Source organism: Pseudomonas sp. PDNC002 (assembly GCF_016919445.1).
In the GTDB taxonomy this organism is placed as follows: Bacteria; Pseudomonadota; Gammaproteobacteria; order Pseudomonadales; family Pseudomonadaceae; genus Pseudomonas.
In genome coordinates, this window is record NZ_CP070356.1 from 2,585,174 (window position 1) to 2,600,498 (window position 15,325).

The following is a 15,325-nucleotide window of genomic DNA, read 5'->3' on the forward strand; positions in this document are numbered from 1 at the left end:
AGCTCGGACCGTGCCTTGTCAGCGGGTGCCGGGCCCTTCGCAGCATGCGTATAATGCCGCTCGGTTCGCGCCGTCCGTCGACTGCGCGAGCGACCAGACGCATACGCCCGCTGTAACTCGAGGTAACCCGCAGATGACCGACGAAATCGAACTCAAACGCCTTTTCTGGCACAGCCGCCGCGGCATGCTGGAGCTGGACGTGCTGCTGGTGCCTTTCGTCCAGGAGGTGTACCCAGGCCTCGAAGCCGATGACAAGGCGCGCTTCCGCAAGCTGCTCGAGTGCGAGGACCAGGATATGTTTGGCTGGTTCATGCAGCGCGGCGAGCCGGAAGATGCCGACCTGCGCATCATCGTTCGCATGATCCTGGACCGTGTCCAGCCGAAGTGACCCCTTCGAGTGCCGCTGGCGACCGTCCATCGGTTTGCTGGCGGCCTATCTCGCCGCACAGTCCGTTGCCATCCTGGCCCTGCTGCTCGCCGATGTTCCGCTCCACTGGACAACGCTGGGCCTGAGCCTCTGCCTGTTGCACGCATGCCTCGTCGTGCCGCGCCAGATTCTATTGCGCGGGCCGTCCTCCGTGCGTGCGCTGCGCCACAACGCCGAGGGTTGGCAGCTGTGGAGCGAGCGGGAAGGCTTCCAGGCGGTGCGGTTGCTGCCGGACAGCCTCGCGCTGCCGTCGCTGATCGTGCTGCGCTTTCGCCGCCCGGGCGATTGGCTGGCGCGCAGCGTCTGCATCCCTGCCGATGCCATGGCGCCGGAGTTGCACCGGCGCTTGCGCGTGCGACTGCGTTTCAGCCGCAGTAGGTGGACGGTGCCAGGATAGTGTCGCGGGCCTCGGGCAGCAGGTCCGGATAGTCCAGCGTGTAGTGCAGGCCGCGGCTCTCGCGGCGCTGCATGGCGGACAGAATGATCAGCTCGGCCACCTGCGCCAGGTTGCGCAGCTCGATCAGGTCGCGGCTGACCTTGTAGTTCGAGTAGAACTCGTCGATCTCGTCCAGTAGCAGGCGCACCCGGTGCTGGGCGCGCGCCAGGCGCTTGTTGGTGCGCACGATGCCCACGTAGTCCCACATGAAGCGCCGCAGCTCGTCCCAGTTGTGCGCGATGATCACGTCCTCGTCGGAGTCGGTCACCTGGCTGGCGTCCCAGCTGGGCAGGGCCGCGAGCGTCTGCGCCTTGGGCAGCTCGGCGAGGATGTCGGCGGCGGCGGAACGGGCGTAGACGAAGCATTCCAGCAGCGAGTTGCTGGCCATGCGGTTGGCGCCATGCAGGCCGGTGAAGGTGGTCTCGCCGATGGCGTAGAGGTTCGGCACATCGGTGCGGCCGTTTTCGTCAATCATCACGCCGCCACAGGTGTAGTGCGCCGCCGGCACCACCGGGATGGGCTCGCAGGTGATGTCGATGCCGAAGTCCAGGCAGCGCTCATAGACCGTGGGGAAATGCTCGCGGATGAACTCGGCCGGCTTGTGGCTGATGTCCAGGTAGACGTAGTCGATGCCCAGGCGCTTCATCTCGTGGTCGATGGCGCGGGCCACCACGTCGCGTGGGGCCAGCTCGGCCAGGGTATGGAAGCGCTGCATGAAGCGCTCGCCATTGGGCAGGCGCAGCAGGGCGCCTTCGCCGCGCAGCGCCTCGGTGATCAGGAAGCTCTTGGCCTGCGGATGGTACAGGCAGGTCGGGTGGAACTGATTGAATTCCAGGTTGCCGACCCGGCAGCCGGCGCGCCAGGCCATGGCGATGCCGTCGCCTGAGTTGCCATCCGGGTTGCTGGTATAGAGGTAGACCTTGCTGGCGCCGCCGGAGGCGAGCACGGTGAAGCGGGCGCTGAAGGTGTCCACCTCGCCGGTCGTGCGGTCGAGCACGTAGGCGCCCAGGCAGCGTTGGCCGTTCATCCCCAGTTTTCGCTCGGTGATCAGGTCTACGGCGACTCGTTGCGACAGCAACTCGATGTTCGGCCGCAGGCGGGCCTGCTCCAGCAAGGTATTGAAGATGGCTGCGCCAGTGGCGTCCGCGGCGTGGATGATGCGGCGATGGCTATGGCCGCCTTCGCGCGTCAGGTGGAACTCGAAGCTGCCGTCTTCGCGGCCCGGCTCGTGGTCGCGGGTGAAGGGGACGCCCTGTTCGATCAGCCATTCGATGGCTTCGCGACTATGTTCCACGGTGAACTTCACCGCGTCTTCGCGGCACAGACCGGCACCGGCAACCAGGGTGTCCTCGACGTGGGACTCGACGGTATCGGTGTCGTCCAGCACGGCGGCAACCCCGCCCTGGGCCCAGAAAGTGGAGCCCTGGGACAGTTCGCCCTTGCTCAGCACGGCGATTCTGAGGTGGGCGGGCAGCGTCAGGGCCAGCGTCAGGCCGGCGGCCCCGCTGCCAATCACAAGGACATCGTGCTGGAAATGCTGACTCATACCCGGCTCCACAAAATGGCGCCCTAGTATATAGAAGGGGGGCGCGGCACAATACTGGCGAACCGATGACACCGGGATCGTTTCCGGCGGGGCGGCAGCCGCAGGGCGGGAAGTGGTTTATCTCGCTCAAGCCGGCTCGCCAGGGCGGTATGGGTGTCGTGGAAGACGGTGAAGGATCGCAGCAAATAGCCGGAACTTTTTCAGGCGTTCCGGTTCGAACGCGGAATACCTAATCTACTTTTCGCGCAGATTGACATTGCGCGGAAGGGGCGCGGGTGTTTCGCCCGGTACAGTTGAATTCAACGGGCTTCGGACGCATGTCGGGGTCCGGTTGCCGCGAAAGTAAAAAAACTGTGCGGCGCATGCTTGGAGGGGAGAACTTTTGCAAAAGGCCCGAGTCTATCTTGGCAGGACGATTCACCAGGGTGCTCGAAGCTCCTCCAGGTTCGTAGAGGAGCATTCATGCTAACCCAGGAAGAGGATCAGCAACTGGTCGAGCGCGTACAGCGCGGAGATAAACGGGCATTCGATCTGCTGGTGCTGAAGTACCAGCACAAGATTCTGGGACTGATCGTGCGTTTCGTGCATGACGCGCAGGAAGCCCAGGATGTCGCTCAGGAAGCGTTCATCAAGGCCTATCGCGCCTTGGGCAACTTCCGCGGTGACAGTGCCTTTTATACCTGGCTGTACCGAATCGCCATCAACACCGCGAAAAACCATCTGGTTGCGCGGGGTCGGCGACCGCCAGACAGCGATGTTACGGCAGAGGACGCGGAGTTCTTCGATGGCGATCACGCCCTCAAGGACATCGAGTCGCCGGAAAGAGCAATGCTGCGGGATGAGATCGAGGAAACCGTCCATCGAACCATCCAGCAACTGCCCGATGATCTGCGCACGGCATTGACCCTGCGCGAGTTCGAAGGGCTGAGTTACGAAGATATCGCCACCGTGATGCAGTGTCCGGTGGGAACCGTCCGCTCACGGATCTTCCGTGCGCGGGAAGCGATCGACAAAGCTTTGCAGCCTTTGTTGCATGAAGAAGTCTGATACAGCGGCAGAAGCCAAGAGAGGTACCGCTATGAGTCGTGAAGCCCTGCAGGAGTCGCTGTCCGCTGTTATGGATAACGAAGCGGATGAGCTGGAGCTGCGGCGTGTGCTTGCAGCCTGCGGCGAGGACGCCGAATTGCGGGCCACCTGGTCCCGTTACCAACTGGCCCGTGCAGTGATGCACCGCGAGCCGGCAATGCCCAAGCTGGACATCGCCGCCGCCGTGTCTGCCGCACTGGCCGATGAGGTCGCACCGGCACCGCGTAGCCGCAATCCGTGGCGCAACGTCGGTCGCCTGGCGGTCGCCGCTTCGGTGACCCTGGCCGTGCTGGCCGGTGTGCGCCTGTATCATCAGGATGACAGTGTGGCCAACGGTCTTGCCCAGCAAGGCGCCACTCCGCAGATCGCGCTGCCGCAAGTGCAGGGTCCGGCGGTGCTGGCAGGCTACACTCAGGACGAGGCGCCGCAGGTGATCACCAATGCCCAAGGTGGGCAGACCACCTGGCATGAGCAGCGTCTTCCGGGTTACCTGCGTCAGCATGCGCAGCAGTCCGCTGTCAGCGGCACCGATAGCGCCCTGCCTTATGCACGCGCCGCGAGCCTGGAAAGCCGCTGATTTGCGACCTTAAGGAGCGACATGCGCGCTACGACAGCACTGTTGTTCTTCCTCGGCGGTCTGCTGGCATTGCCAGTCCAGGCCGCCGATGCGTTGGACTGGATCAAACGCCTCTCCGAGGCTGATCGGCAGCAGAATTTCCAGGGTACCTTCATCTACGAACGCAGCGGAGCTTTCTCCACTCACGATGTCTGGCATCGTGTGGAGAGCGACGGTTCCGTGCGCGAGCATCTGGTCCAGGTCGACGGGCCGCGCCAGGAAGTGGTGCGGGTCGATGGTGCCACCCGCTGCGTCGGCGGTGGCATGGCTGGGCAGATGGCGAGCGGCGAACTGTGGCCGGCGCGCAAGCTCAATCCCGCCGAACTGGCTTCCTGGTATGACGTCCGGATCGCTGGGGAGTCGCGTATCGCCGACCGTCCCGCGGTGGTGTTGGCCGTCATTCCGCGAGACCAGCATCGCTATGGCTTCGAATTGCACCTGGACAAGGAAACCGGCTTGCCGCTGAAGTCGCTCTTGCTTAACGACAAAGGGCAAATCATCGAGCGGCTGCAGTTCACCCGGATCGATCTATCGGCGCCCGAGGACGGCGAGTTGCAGCCCAGTTCGGCCTGTCAGCCGGTGAAGGAGCTGAAGACCGCTGCCGTCAAGACTGCCTGGCATTCGGAGTGGGTGCCTCCGGGGTTCACCTTGAACAGTACGATGCAGCAGCGCAGCGCTGTCTCCAATGACCAGGTTGTCTGCCTCGCCTATGGTGACGGCTTGGCGCGCTTCTCGGTCTTCCTCGAGCCGCTGCACGGCGCGAAGGTTGACGATGCGCGGACCCAGCTGGGCCCGACCACCGTGGTATCGAGGCGACTCGCCAGCGAAGATGGCGGCACCATGGTGACGGTGGTGGGTGAGATACCCAGTGGCACGGCCGAGCGCGTGGCATTGTCCATGCGGCCATCAGGAGCCCAGCCACAGTGATCGAAGAGCAGGGGAGGGTGGTAGCGGTCGAGTCTGGTTCTGTCCAGGTCGAAACGCTGCGCCGCTCCACCTGCTCAGCTTGTTCTGCAAACGCCGGTTGCGGCCAGGGCATCCTGGGGCGACTGGGCGTTGCCAAGGGCCGCGGCCATGTGCGCGCCCTGTCTTCGCTGAAGCTGGCTCCCGGCGACGAAGTCGTGCTGGGAGTGGACGAAGACCTTCTGCTGAAAAGCGCTCTGTTTTTCTATCTATCCCCTTTGCTTGGGTTGTTCGCACTGGCCTTGCTGGCGGCGCGGATCGGCCTGGGAGAACCTTTCATCATTGTGGCCGGAATGGCGGGATTCCTGCTGGCCTGGCTACTCGTGCGTCGCTTCGCGCGGCGCTATATGGATGATCCGGCGATGCAACCGGTTGTGCTGCGTGCGCTGGTCGGCGGGCCGCCCGGCCCTGTTTAGTGATCTTCCCAATCAACATCACGGGAGCTGTAGTCAATGCAAACCCTGAAACGCAGCATGGCTGCGCTGTTCGCCCTGCTGGCCTTGAGCCTGTCGGTCACTGCGCGGGCTGAATTACCGGACTTCACCCCGCTGGTCGAGAAAGCCTCGCCGGCGGTGGTCAACATCAGTACCACCCAGAAGCTTCCTGATCGCTCGAATGCCCAGATGGGCATTCCGGACCTCGACGGCCTGCCGCCGGGCCTGCGCGAGTTCTTCGAGCGCAGCATTCCCCGTGGCCAGGGCGGTCAGGGGCAGGCTCCCCGTGGCCAGCAGCGCGAGGCTCAGTCCCTGGGCTCGGGCTTCATCATTTCCGATGATGGCTACATCCTTACCAACAACCATGTGGTGGCCGACGCTGACGAGATTCTGGTCCGTCTGTCCGACCGCAGCGAGCACAAGGCCAAGCTGGTTGGGGCAGACCCGCGCAGCGATGTGGCTGTGCTGAAGATCGAGGCGAAAGGCCTGCCGACCCTGAAGCTGGGCGATTCCGACAAGCTGAAGGTGGGTGAGTGGGTGCTGGCCATCGGTTCGCCGTTCGGTTTCGACCATTCGGTGACCGCCGGTATCGTCAGCGCCAAGGGGCGTAGCCTGCCGAACGAGAATTACGTACCGTTCATCCAGACTGACGTGGCGATCAACCCGGGCAACTCCGGTGGTCCGCTGCTGAACCTGCAGGGCGAAGTGGTGGGTATCAACTCGCAGATATTCACGCGCTCCGGCGGTTTCATGGGGCTGTCCTTCGCGATTCCGATCGATGTGGCGCTGAACGTCGCCGATCAGCTGAAAAAAGAAGGCAAAGTCAGCCGCGGCTGGCTGGGTGTGGTGATTCAGGAAGTTAACAAGGACCTGGCCGAGTCGTTCGGCCTCGACAAGCCGTCCGGCGCCCTGGTTGCGCAGTTGGTTGAAGATGGTCCGGCTGCCAAGGGCGGCCTGCAGGTGGGTGATGTGATCCTGAGCCTGAATGGCCAGACCATCAACGAGTCCGCCGATTTGCCGCACCTGGTGGGGAATATGAAGCCGGGTGACAAGGCGTCCCTGGAAGTCATCCGCGATGGCAGTCGCAAGACCCTGAACATGTCCATTGGCAGCCTGCCGGACGACGATGAGGAAGTCGCCGCCGTCGAAGGCAAGGGCGCCGAGCGCAGCAGCAACCGCCTGGGTGTGACCGTGGCGGAGCTGACCAGCGAGCAGCGCAAGTCCATGGATATCAAGGGCGGTGTGGTGATCAAGGAAGTACAGGGCGGTCCGGCGGCCATGATCGGCCTGCGTCCGGGTGACGTCATCACGCACCTGAACAACCGCGCGGTGGATTCCTCCAAGACCTTCACCGAAATTGCCAAGGAGCTGCCGAAGGATCGCTCGATCTCCATGCGCGTGCTGCGCCAGGGACGTGCGAGCTTCATCACATTCAAACTGACCGAGTAAGGTTGGTGCACTGAAAAAGGGCGGTTTCGACCGCCCTTTTTCATGCCTGACCGTCCGGCGCGGCGTGACGCCCCTGGCTGTATTCAGGTAAACTCCCCGGCTATTTTTCGGCGGACCGCCGCCTTCAGCCTTCCGAGTGTGTTCAGCCGTGAGTGACCTTAGTCATATCCGCAATTTCTCCATCATCGCCCACATCGACCATGGCAAGTCGACGCTGGCAGACCGCTTCATCCAGATGTGCGGCGGCCTGTCCGACCGCGAGATGGAGGCCCAGGTGCTGGACTCCATGGACCTGGAGCGTGAGCGCGGCATCACCATCAAGGCGCACAGCGTCACCCTTCACTACAAGGCGAAGGACGGCAAGACCTACCAGCTGAACTTCATCGATACCCCCGGCCACGTCGACTTCACCTATGAAGTCAGTCGCTCGCTGGCCGCCTGCGAGGGCGCGCTGCTGGTGGTAGACGCCGGCCAGGGCGTGGAGGCGCAGTCGGTCGCCAACTGCTATACCGCCATCGAGCAGGGCCTGGAAGTCATGCCCGTGCTGAACAAGATGGACCTGCCGCAGGCCGATCCGGACCGCGTGAAGGACGAGATCGAAAGCATCATCGGCATCGACGCCACCGACGCCGTCGCCTGCTCGGCGAAAAGTGGTATGGGCGTCGATGAAGTGCTGGAGCGACTGGTTGCCACCATTCCGGCTCCGGAAGGCAATATCGATGCGCCGCTGCAAGCCCTGATCATCGACTCCTGGTTCGACAACTACCTGGGCGTGGTTTCCCTGGTGCGCGTCAAGCATGGTCGGGTCAAGAAAGGCGACAAGATTCTGGTGAAGTCCACCGGCAAGGTCCACCAGGTGGACAGCGTCGGCGTCTTCACTCCGAAACACACCGAGACCCCTGATCTCAAGGCTGGCGAAGTAGGCTTCATCATTGCCGGCATCAAGGAGATTCTCGGTGCTCCGGTCGGCGATACGCTGACCCTGAACAACACGCCCGACGTGGACGTGCTGCCGGGCTTCAAGCGCATCAAGCCGCAGGTCTACGCCGGCCTGTTCCCGGTCAGCTCCGATGACTTCGAGGACTTCCGCGAAGCCCTGCAGAAGCTGACCCTGAACGATGCCGCGCTGCAATACGAGCCGGAAAGCTCCGAGGCCCTGGGCTTTGGCTTCCGCATCGGCTTCCTCGGCATGCTGCACATGGAGATCATCCAGGAGCGCCTGGAGCGCGAATACGACCTGGACCTGATCACCACCGCGCCGACCGTGATCTTCGAGATCGTGCAGAAGAACGGCGACATCCTCTATGTCGACAACCCGTCCAAGCTGCCCGACCTTTCGTCCATCGACGAAATGCGTGAGCCGATCTGTCGCGCAACCATTCTTGTGCCTCAGGAGCACCTGGGCAACGTCATTACCTTGTGCATCGAGAAGCGCGGCGTACAGCGCGACATGCACTTCCTCAGCGGCCAGGTCCAGGTGATCTATGACCTGCCGATGAACGAAGTGGTGCTGGACTTCTTCGACCGACTGAAGTCGACCAGCCGTGGCTACGCTTCCCTCGATTACAGCTTCGATCGTTTCGAACCGGCCAACCTGGTCCGTCTCGACGTACTGATCAACGGCGAGAAGGTGGATGCCCTCGCTCTGATCGTCCACCGCGACAACGCCCCGTACAAGGGTCGCCAGCTGGTGGAGAAGATGAAGGAACTGATCCCGCGGCAGATGTTCGACGTCGCGATTCAGGCGGCCATCGGTGGGCAGATCATCGCCCGCTCGACGGTCAAGGCGCTCAGGAAGAACGTGCTGGCCAAGTGCTATGGTGGTGATGTGAGCCGTAAGCGCAAGCTGCTCGAGAAGCAGAAGGCCGGTAAGAAAAGGATGAAGCAGGTCGGTAGCGTGGAGATCCCGCAGGAAGCCTTCCTCGCTGTGCTCAAAGTGGACAGTTGAACCCTATGACCCTGAATTTCCCGCTGTTGCTGGTGATTGCCGTTGCGGTATGCGGCGTTCTCGCCCTGGTGGACCTGGTGCTGTTCGCGCCGCGCCGCCGGGCGGCCATTTCCGCCTATGAAGGCACGGTCGGCGAGCCTGATCCGGAAGTGCTGGAAAAACTGAACAAGGAACCGGTGCTGGTCGAGTACGGCAAGTCGTTCTTCCCGGTGCTGTTCATCGTGCTGGTGCTGCGCTCGTTCCTCGTCGAGCCCTTCCAGATTCCGTCCGGCTCGATGAAGCCGACCCTGGAAGTGGGCGATTTCATCCTGGTGAACAAGTTCGCCTACGGCATCCGCCTGCCGGTGCTGGACACCAAGGTGATCCCGGTGGGCGATCCGCAACGCGGTGATGTCATGGTGTTCCGCTACCCGAGCGATCCGAACATCAACTACATCAAGCGCGTCGTCGGCGTACCGGGCGACAGCATTCGCTACACCAGCGACAAGCGCCTGTACATCAACGACCAGCTGGTGGCCGAGAGCCTGGTGGGCGAAGAGCCGGGCACCCTGGGCAGCGTGACCCTGTACCAGGAAAAGCTGGGCGCCGTGGAGCACATGATCCGCAAGGAAATGACCCGCTTCCGCATCGAGCCGGGCAAGCAGTGGAAAGTGCCTGCCGACCATTACTTCATGATGGGCGACAACCGCGACAACTCCAACGACAGCCGCTACTGGAACGACCCGAAGATCCCGAAAGACCTGCTGGGCATGGTTCCGGACCACAACATCGTCGGTAAGGCGTTCGCGGTCTGGATGAGCTGGCCGGATCCGAAAATGCGCAACCTGCCGAATTTCTCGCGAGTCGGCGTGATTCACTAAACTTGTGAGACGTTCGAAGCTCCAGGGCCGAGAACGGTGCTAGAAATCCGGGCGGGGCTGCACGCGGGGAGTGGTGCAGCCCCGCTTGCACTTGGAACCGCCGAGGTTGGCGGGCAAATAAGAACGATACCGACATGAGGTCGATATGACGTACGCACGTTCGCAGAAGGGGATGTCGTTGTTGGGCTGGCTGGTTGTGCTCGCCGTTGTGGCGTTCCTCGCCAGCACCGCGTTCAAGATCATTCCGCACTACCTCGATTACTACTCGATCGAGAAGGCCATCACCTCGGTGGAAACCGACAAGGCCGCCGAAGTGCGTACCGTTCCCGAGTTCTACGCTTACGTGAACAAGGCGCTGATCATCAACAATATCCGCGACCTCAAGCTGGAAGATGCACTGGACGTACAACTCGAGAACAACGAGTTCCGCGCCCACCTGAAGTACGAAAAACGCGAGCCACTGGTCCAGAACGTCGACCTGGTGGTCCACTTTGACAAAGAATTCCGTGTACGAATGCCGTGAGTAACAGTCTGGATCGACTCGAGCGCAAGCTTGGCTATACCTTCCGCGACCAGGACCTGATGGTCCTGGCGCTGACCCATCGCAGTTTCGCCGGGCGCAATAACGAGCGCCTGGAGTTCCTGGGGGATGCCATCCTCAACTTCGTCATCGGCGAAGCCCTGTTCACCCATTTTCCCCAGGCCCGCGAAGGCCAGCTGTCACGTCTGCGTGCGCGACTGGTGAAAGGCGAAACCCTGGCCCTGCTGGCCCGCGGTTTCGAAATCGGGGATTACCTGCGACTGGGTTCGGGCGAGCTGAAGAGCGGCGGTTATCGCCGCGAGTCGATCCTGGCCGACGCCATGGAGGCGCTGATCGGCGCCATCTATCTGGATACCGGCATGGACTCCGCCCGCGAGCGGATCATGGCCTGGCTCGGCCCGCAACTGCGCGAGCTGACCCCGGTGGATACCAACAAGGACCCCAAGACCCGCCTGCAGGAATTCCTGCAGTCCCGCGGGTGCGACCTGCCGCGCTACGATGTGGTGGATATCCAGGGCGAGCCGCATTGCCGCACTTTCTTCGTCGAGTGCGAGGTTGCCCTGCTGAATGACAAGACCCATGGTCACGGCGGCAGCCGCCGCATCGCCGAGCAGGTGGCCGCCGCCGCCGCTCTGGCAGCCCTGGGCGTGGAGAATGGCCATGAGTGAGCACGAGCAAGACCAGCACGATCAATCCGAGCACGATGAAGCAGGAGTCGTTCGTTGCGGCTATGTCGCGATCGTCGGCCGCCCCAACGTCGGCAAGTCGACCTTGCTCAACCATATCCTCGGGCAGAAGCTGGCGATCACCTCGCGCAAGCCTCAGACCACCCGTCACACCCTGCTGGGCATCAAGACCGAGGGTGATGTGCAGGCGGTGTATGTCGATACCCCCGGCCTGCACAAGGACAACGACAAGGCGCTCAACCGCTACATGAACCGTTCGGCCAGCGCCGCGCTGAAGGACGTCGACGTGGTGATCTTCGTCGTCGACCGCAACCGCTGGACCGACGAAGACCAGATGGTCTACGACAAGGTCAAGTACGTGAGCTGCCCGGTTCTGCTGGCGGTGAACAAGGTCGACCGCATGGAAGACAAGGGCGACCTGCTGCCGCACCTGCAGTGGCTGGCCGAACAGCTGCCCAACGCCGAGGTCGTGCCGATCTCCGCGCAGCACGGACAGAACCTCGACGTACTGGAAGGCCTGGTGGCCGAGCGTCTGCCGGAGAGCGAGCACTTCTTCCCGGAAGACCAGATCACCGACCGCAGCAGCCGCTTCCTTGCCGCCGAACTGGTGCGCGAGAAGATCATGCGCCAGCTGGGCGCGGAGCTGCCGTACCAGGTCACCGTGGAGATCGAAGAGTTCAAGCAGGACGGTCCGATCCTGCACATCCACGCGCTGATCCTCGTGGAACGCGACGGCCAGAAGAAGATCATCATCGGCGAGAAGGGCGAGCGCATCAAAAGCATCGGCCAGAATGCCCGCAAGGACATGGAAGTGCTGTTCGACTCCAAGGTCATGCTCAACCTCTGGGTGAAAGTGAAGGGTGGCTGGTCCGACGACGAGCGCGCGCTGCGTTCGCTGGGTTACGGCGACCTCTGACGCATAATGCCCCGCGAGCCGTTCGCGGGGCGCTCCCGGACGCTGCAGTGCGTTCCGATCCCCATTTCTGATCCAGGCGCAGCGCCATGAGCCTCGCTTCTCCCGCCCAAGCCGCCTTCGTCCTGCACAGCCGGGCCTACAAGGAAACCAGCGCGCTGGTGGATTTCTTCACCCCGCAGGGCCGCTTGCGCGCCGTGCTGCGTGGCGCGCGGGGCAAGGCTGGCGCGCTGGCACGGCCGTTCGTCCCGTTGGAAGCCGAGTTCCGCGGACGCAGCGACCTGAAGAACGTCGTTCGCCTGGAAGCCAATGGCATTCCCAATCTGCTCAGTGGCGAGGCGCTGTTCAGCGGCCTGTACCTGAACGAACTGATGGTCCGCCTGCTGCCCGCCGAAGACCCGCACCCCGCGCTGTTCGAGCACTACCGCGCGACGCTGCCGCTGCTGGCCGCCGGCAGCCCGCTTGAGCCTTTGCTGCGCTCCTTCGAATGGCGGCTGCTGGACGACCTGGGCTATGGTTTTTCCCTGGACACCGATATCGTCGGCCAGGGCATTGCGCCGGACGGTCTCTATCGCCTGTTGCCGGACTCGGGCCTGGAGCCGGTCGGCAGCCTGCAGCCGGGCCTGTTCCACGGCGCCGACCTGCTGGCCATGGCCGAAGCCGACTGGAGCGCCCCCGGCGCCCTGGCAGCGGCCAAGCGCCTGATGCGCCAGGCCCTGGCGCCCCATCTTGGCGGCCGACCGCTGGTCAGCCGCGAGCTCTTCATGAATCGCAAGGACAACTCCCGTGACTGAAGCCAACCGTATCCTGCTCGGCGTGAACATCGACCACGTCGCCACCCTGCGCCAGGCCCGCGGCACCCGTTATCCCGATCCGGTAAAAGCTGCCCTGGATGCCGAGGAAGCCGGCGCCGACGGTATTACCGTGCACCTGCGCGAAGATCGCCGGCACATCCAGGATCGCGATGTGCGCGTGCTGGCCGAAGTGCTGCAGACCCGCATGAACTTCGAGATGGGCGTCACCGAGGAGATGATGAAGTTCGCCGAGATCATCCGTCCGGCTCACGTCTGCCTGGTGCCAGAAACCCGCCAGGAGCTGACCACCGAAGGCGGCCTGGACGTCGCCGGCCAGGAAGCGCGCATCCGCGAGGCGGTGCAGCGCCTGGCCGCCGCCGGTTGCGAGGTGTCGTTGTTCATCGATCCGGACCAGCGTCAGATCGAAGCCTCCGCGCGTATCGGCGCGCCGGCTGTCGAGCTGCACACTGGTCGCTATGCCGACGCGCACAACCCCGCCGAAGCCGCCCATGAACTGGCGCGTATCCGTGATGGCGTGGAGTTCGGCCTGTCCCACGGACTGATCGTCAATGCCGGCCACGGGTTGCATTACCACAATGCCGAGCCGGTGGCGGCGATTGCCGGGATCAACGAGCTGAATATCGGCCACGCCATCGTCGCCCATGCGCTGTTCGTGGGCTTCAAGCAGGCGGTGGCGGAGATGAAGGCGCTGATCGTGGCGGCGGCTAACCGCTGATCGCCATCTGCTTAGAAACCGTAGGGCGGATAACCCGGAACGGGTTATCCGCCATCACGGCGGATAACGCCTCGGGCGTTATGCGCCCTACGTTCTGATTCGACCTCGGCAGCGCTCAGGGCTTGCGCGCCACAAGCGTGGCGCGCAGCGGCGCCGGCAGGCCCTCGATGGTGCGGCTGTGGTCGTCCGGGTCGAGGAAGTCCGGCAGCGACTGATAGCGCATCCACTCCGTCGCACGCTGCTCTTCCACCGAGGTGCGGCTGATGTCTACGCTGTGCACATCGGTAAAGCCCGCGCGGCGCAGCCACAGCTCCAGCGCCGGCACCGACGGCAGGAACCAGACGTTGCGCATCTGCGCGTAGCGGTCCTCGGGCACCAGCACTGTGTTCACGTCGCCTTCCACCACCAGGGTCTCCAGCACCAGTTCGCCCCCCTTGCGCAGGCAGTCCTTGAGCGCGAGCAGGTGGTCGATGGGTGAGCGTCGGTGGTAGAGCACGCCCATGGAGAACACGGTGTCGAAGCCTTCCAGCTTCTCGGGCAGGTCTTCCAGGGCGAAGGGCAGATGCCACGCCGGCAGGTCCGGCAGGTACCGCTTCATGGCGAGGAACTGGCAGAAGAACAGCCAGTTCGGGTCGACACCCACCACGCTGCGCGCGCCTGCGCCGAGCATGCGCCATTGGTAGTAACCGTTGCCGCAGCCGACATCCAGCACGCGCTTGCCGGCCAGGTCGAGGTGCGGCGAGACACGCTGCCATTTCCAGTCCGAGCGCCATTCGGTGTCGATGTGCACGCCGAACAGGTGGAACGGCCCCTTGCGCCAGGGGATCAGCCCTTGCAGCGCCAGCTTGAGCTGGTCGCGAGTGGCTTCGTCGCACGCGCCTTCCAGGTTGAAGCGCTCACGCAGCTCGATGGCGGCGGCTTGCAGTTCGGGCAGGCGATCCACCGCCGCCAGCCAGCGTTCGAGGTCGCCATGGCCGTCGTCGACCTTGGCGGCCAGTTGCGCGGGCAGCGAGGCGGCCCAGGAGTCCAGTGGCGTGCCGGCCAGTTCAAGGCTGAGGCGGTCGAGGTCGAAGCGTTCGATCATGGCAGGGCAATCAGGGAAGCGAAGTTGAGGCATTGGAACCAGGGCACGACCTTGGAGAAACCGGCGGCCAGCAGGCGCTCGCGATGGGTGTCCAGGGTGTCGGGGCGCATGACGTTCTCGATGGCGGTGCGCTTCTGGGCGATTTCCAGTTCGCTGTAGCCATTGGCGCGCTTGAAGTCGATGTGCAGGTCGGTGAGTAGTTCGTGCTCCTGCTCATCGGCGAAGCGCAGTTTTTCCGAAAGGATCAGTGCGCCGCCCGGCAGCAGGCTGTCATGCAGGCGGGTGAGCAGTTCCAGGCGTTGTTCGGGGGCGATGAATTGCAGGGTGAAGTTCAGGGCGATCAGCGAGCAGGGCTTGAGCTCCAGGTTCAGGATGTCCGCCTCGATCAGCTCGACCGGCAGCAGTTCCTGGTGCATGGCATCCTGGGCGCGCAGGTATTCGCCGCAGCGCTCGATCATCGGCGCGGAATTGTCCACACCGATCACGCGGCAGCCTTCGGTCTTCACATGGCGGCGAAGCGCCTGGGTCACGGCGCCCAGCGAGCAGCCGAGGTCATAGAGCACGCTGTTCGGGGCGGCGAAGCGCGCGCCGAGCACACCGATGTTCTCGACGATGGTGGGGTAGCCCGGGACCGATCGCTTGATCATGTCCGGGAAGACGCGCACCACGTCCTCGTTGAAGGTGAAGTCGGGAACCTGGGCTTGCGGCTGGGCGAAGATGCGGTCGGATTCGCTCACGCTGGATGGGGCCTCGTTACGCTGAACAGGCAGCCAGGCGCGGCGCGCCCGGTGTGCCGGGGCGCGCAT

General features: G+C 63.6%; 17 protein-coding genes. 14 read left to right on the forward strand and 3 right to left on the reverse strand.

From position 1 onward, the window contains the following. Positions 1 to 133: 133 nt before the first annotated feature. The gene (locus JVX91_RS11910; RefSeq protein WP_205339407.1) at positions 134 to 388 is read left to right on the forward strand and encodes a succinate dehydrogenase assembly factor 2; all 255 of its coding nucleotides are present in this window, start codon (positions 134 to 136) and stop codon (positions 386 to 388) included. Continuing rightward, a complete protein-coding gene (locus JVX91_RS11915) occupies positions 372 to 824 on the forward strand; it encodes a protein YgfX (RefSeq protein WP_205339408.1) in 453 nt (150 codons plus the stop codon). The genes JVX91_RS11910 and JVX91_RS11915 overlap by 17 nt, the downstream gene beginning before the upstream one ends. Here the strand turns inward: JVX91_RS11915 and nadB are convergent. After that, positions 793 to 2,409: an L-aspartate oxidase gene (nadB, locus tag JVX91_RS11920; RefSeq protein WP_205339409.1), complete on the reverse strand. Its 1,617-nt coding sequence runs from the start codon at positions 2,407 to 2,409 to the stop codon at positions 793 to 795. The two genes, JVX91_RS11915 and nadB, sit on opposite strands and share 32 nt — an antisense overlap. Positions 2,410 to 2,871: 462 nt before the next feature. Between nadB and rpoE the strand changes: the two genes are divergently transcribed. From rpoE to pdxJ, 12 genes are all read left to right on the forward strand, one after another. Then, a complete protein-coding gene (rpoE, locus tag JVX91_RS11925; RefSeq protein ID WP_205339410.1) occupies positions 2,872 to 3,456 on the forward strand; it encodes an RNA polymerase sigma factor RpoE in 585 nt (194 codons plus the stop codon). Positions 3,457 to 3,487: 31 nt separating this feature from the next. Continuing rightward, positions 3,488 to 4,072 carry an RseA family anti-sigma factor gene (locus JVX91_RS11930; RefSeq protein ID WP_205339411.1) on the forward strand — a complete coding sequence of 195 codons (585 nt, stop codon included), beginning with the start codon at positions 3,488 to 3,490 and terminating at the stop codon, positions 4,070 to 4,072. A 21-nt stretch (positions 4,073 to 4,093) separates the two neighbouring features. Then, entirely contained in the window at positions 4,094 to 5,038 is a 945-nt protein-coding gene (locus JVX91_RS11935; protein ID WP_205339412.1) for a MucB/RseB C-terminal domain-containing protein, read from the forward strand. Continuing rightward, a complete protein-coding gene (locus tag JVX91_RS11940; RefSeq protein ID WP_205339413.1) occupies positions 5,035 to 5,490 on the forward strand; it encodes a SoxR reducing system RseC family protein in 456 nt (151 codons plus the stop codon). Before JVX91_RS11935 ends, JVX91_RS11940 begins: the two co-directional genes overlap by 4 nt. Positions 5,491 to 5,526: 36 nt before the next feature. Then, positions 5,527 to 6,957: a DegQ family serine endoprotease gene (locus tag JVX91_RS11945; protein WP_205339414.1), complete on the forward strand. Its 1,431-nt coding sequence runs from the start codon at positions 5,527 to 5,529 to the stop codon at positions 6,955 to 6,957. Between the two features lie 148 nt (positions 6,958 to 7,105). Beyond that, positions 7,106 to 8,905: a translation elongation factor 4 gene (lepA, locus tag JVX91_RS11950; protein WP_205339415.1), complete on the forward strand. Its 1,800-nt coding sequence runs from the start codon at positions 7,106 to 7,108 to the stop codon at positions 8,903 to 8,905. 5 nt (positions 8,906 to 8,910) lie between these two features. Beyond that, entirely contained in the window at positions 8,911 to 9,765 is an 855-nt protein-coding gene (gene lepB, locus JVX91_RS11955) for a signal peptidase I (RefSeq protein WP_205339416.1), read from the forward strand. A gap of 145 nt (positions 9,766 to 9,910) precedes the next feature. Then, entirely contained in the window at positions 9,911 to 10,288 is a 378-nt protein-coding gene (locus JVX91_RS11960) for a DUF4845 domain-containing protein (RefSeq protein ID WP_205339417.1), read from the forward strand. Next, positions 10,285 to 10,974, forward strand: coding sequence for a ribonuclease III (rnc, locus tag JVX91_RS11965; RefSeq protein WP_205339418.1), 690 nt, complete (start codon positions 10,285 to 10,287; stop codon positions 10,972 to 10,974). The genes JVX91_RS11960 and rnc overlap by 4 nt, the downstream gene beginning before the upstream one ends. Next, positions 10,967 to 11,908, forward strand: a complete 942-nt coding sequence (gene era / locus JVX91_RS11970) for a GTPase Era (RefSeq protein WP_205339419.1) — start codon at positions 10,967 to 10,969, stop codon at positions 11,906 to 11,908. Before rnc ends, era begins: the two co-directional genes overlap by 8 nt. Positions 11,909 to 11,994: 86 nt before the next feature. Beyond that, positions 11,995 to 12,699 (forward strand): DNA repair protein RecO, encoded by a 705-nt coding sequence (recO, locus tag JVX91_RS11975; RefSeq protein ID WP_205339420.1) that lies wholly within the window; start codon positions 11,995 to 11,997, stop codon positions 12,697 to 12,699. Continuing rightward, a complete protein-coding gene (gene pdxJ, locus JVX91_RS11980; protein WP_017517398.1) occupies positions 12,692 to 13,435 on the forward strand; it encodes a pyridoxine 5'-phosphate synthase in 744 nt (247 codons plus the stop codon). Before recO ends, pdxJ begins: the two co-directional genes overlap by 8 nt. A gap of 115 nt (positions 13,436 to 13,550) precedes the next feature. On the opposite strand, the gene cmoB is transcribed toward pdxJ, so the two are convergent. Beyond that, positions 13,551 to 14,519 (reverse strand): tRNA 5-methoxyuridine(34)/uridine 5-oxyacetic acid(34) synthase CmoB, encoded by a 969-nt coding sequence (gene cmoB, locus JVX91_RS11985; RefSeq protein WP_205339421.1) that lies wholly within the window; start codon positions 14,517 to 14,519, stop codon positions 13,551 to 13,553. Then, positions 14,516 to 15,256, reverse strand: a complete 741-nt coding sequence (cmoA, locus tag JVX91_RS11990) for a carboxy-S-adenosyl-L-methionine synthase CmoA (RefSeq protein WP_205339422.1) — start codon at positions 15,254 to 15,256, stop codon at positions 14,516 to 14,518. Before cmoA ends, cmoB begins: the two co-directional genes overlap by 4 nt. Between the last annotated feature and the right edge of the window lie 69 nt (positions 15,257 to 15,325).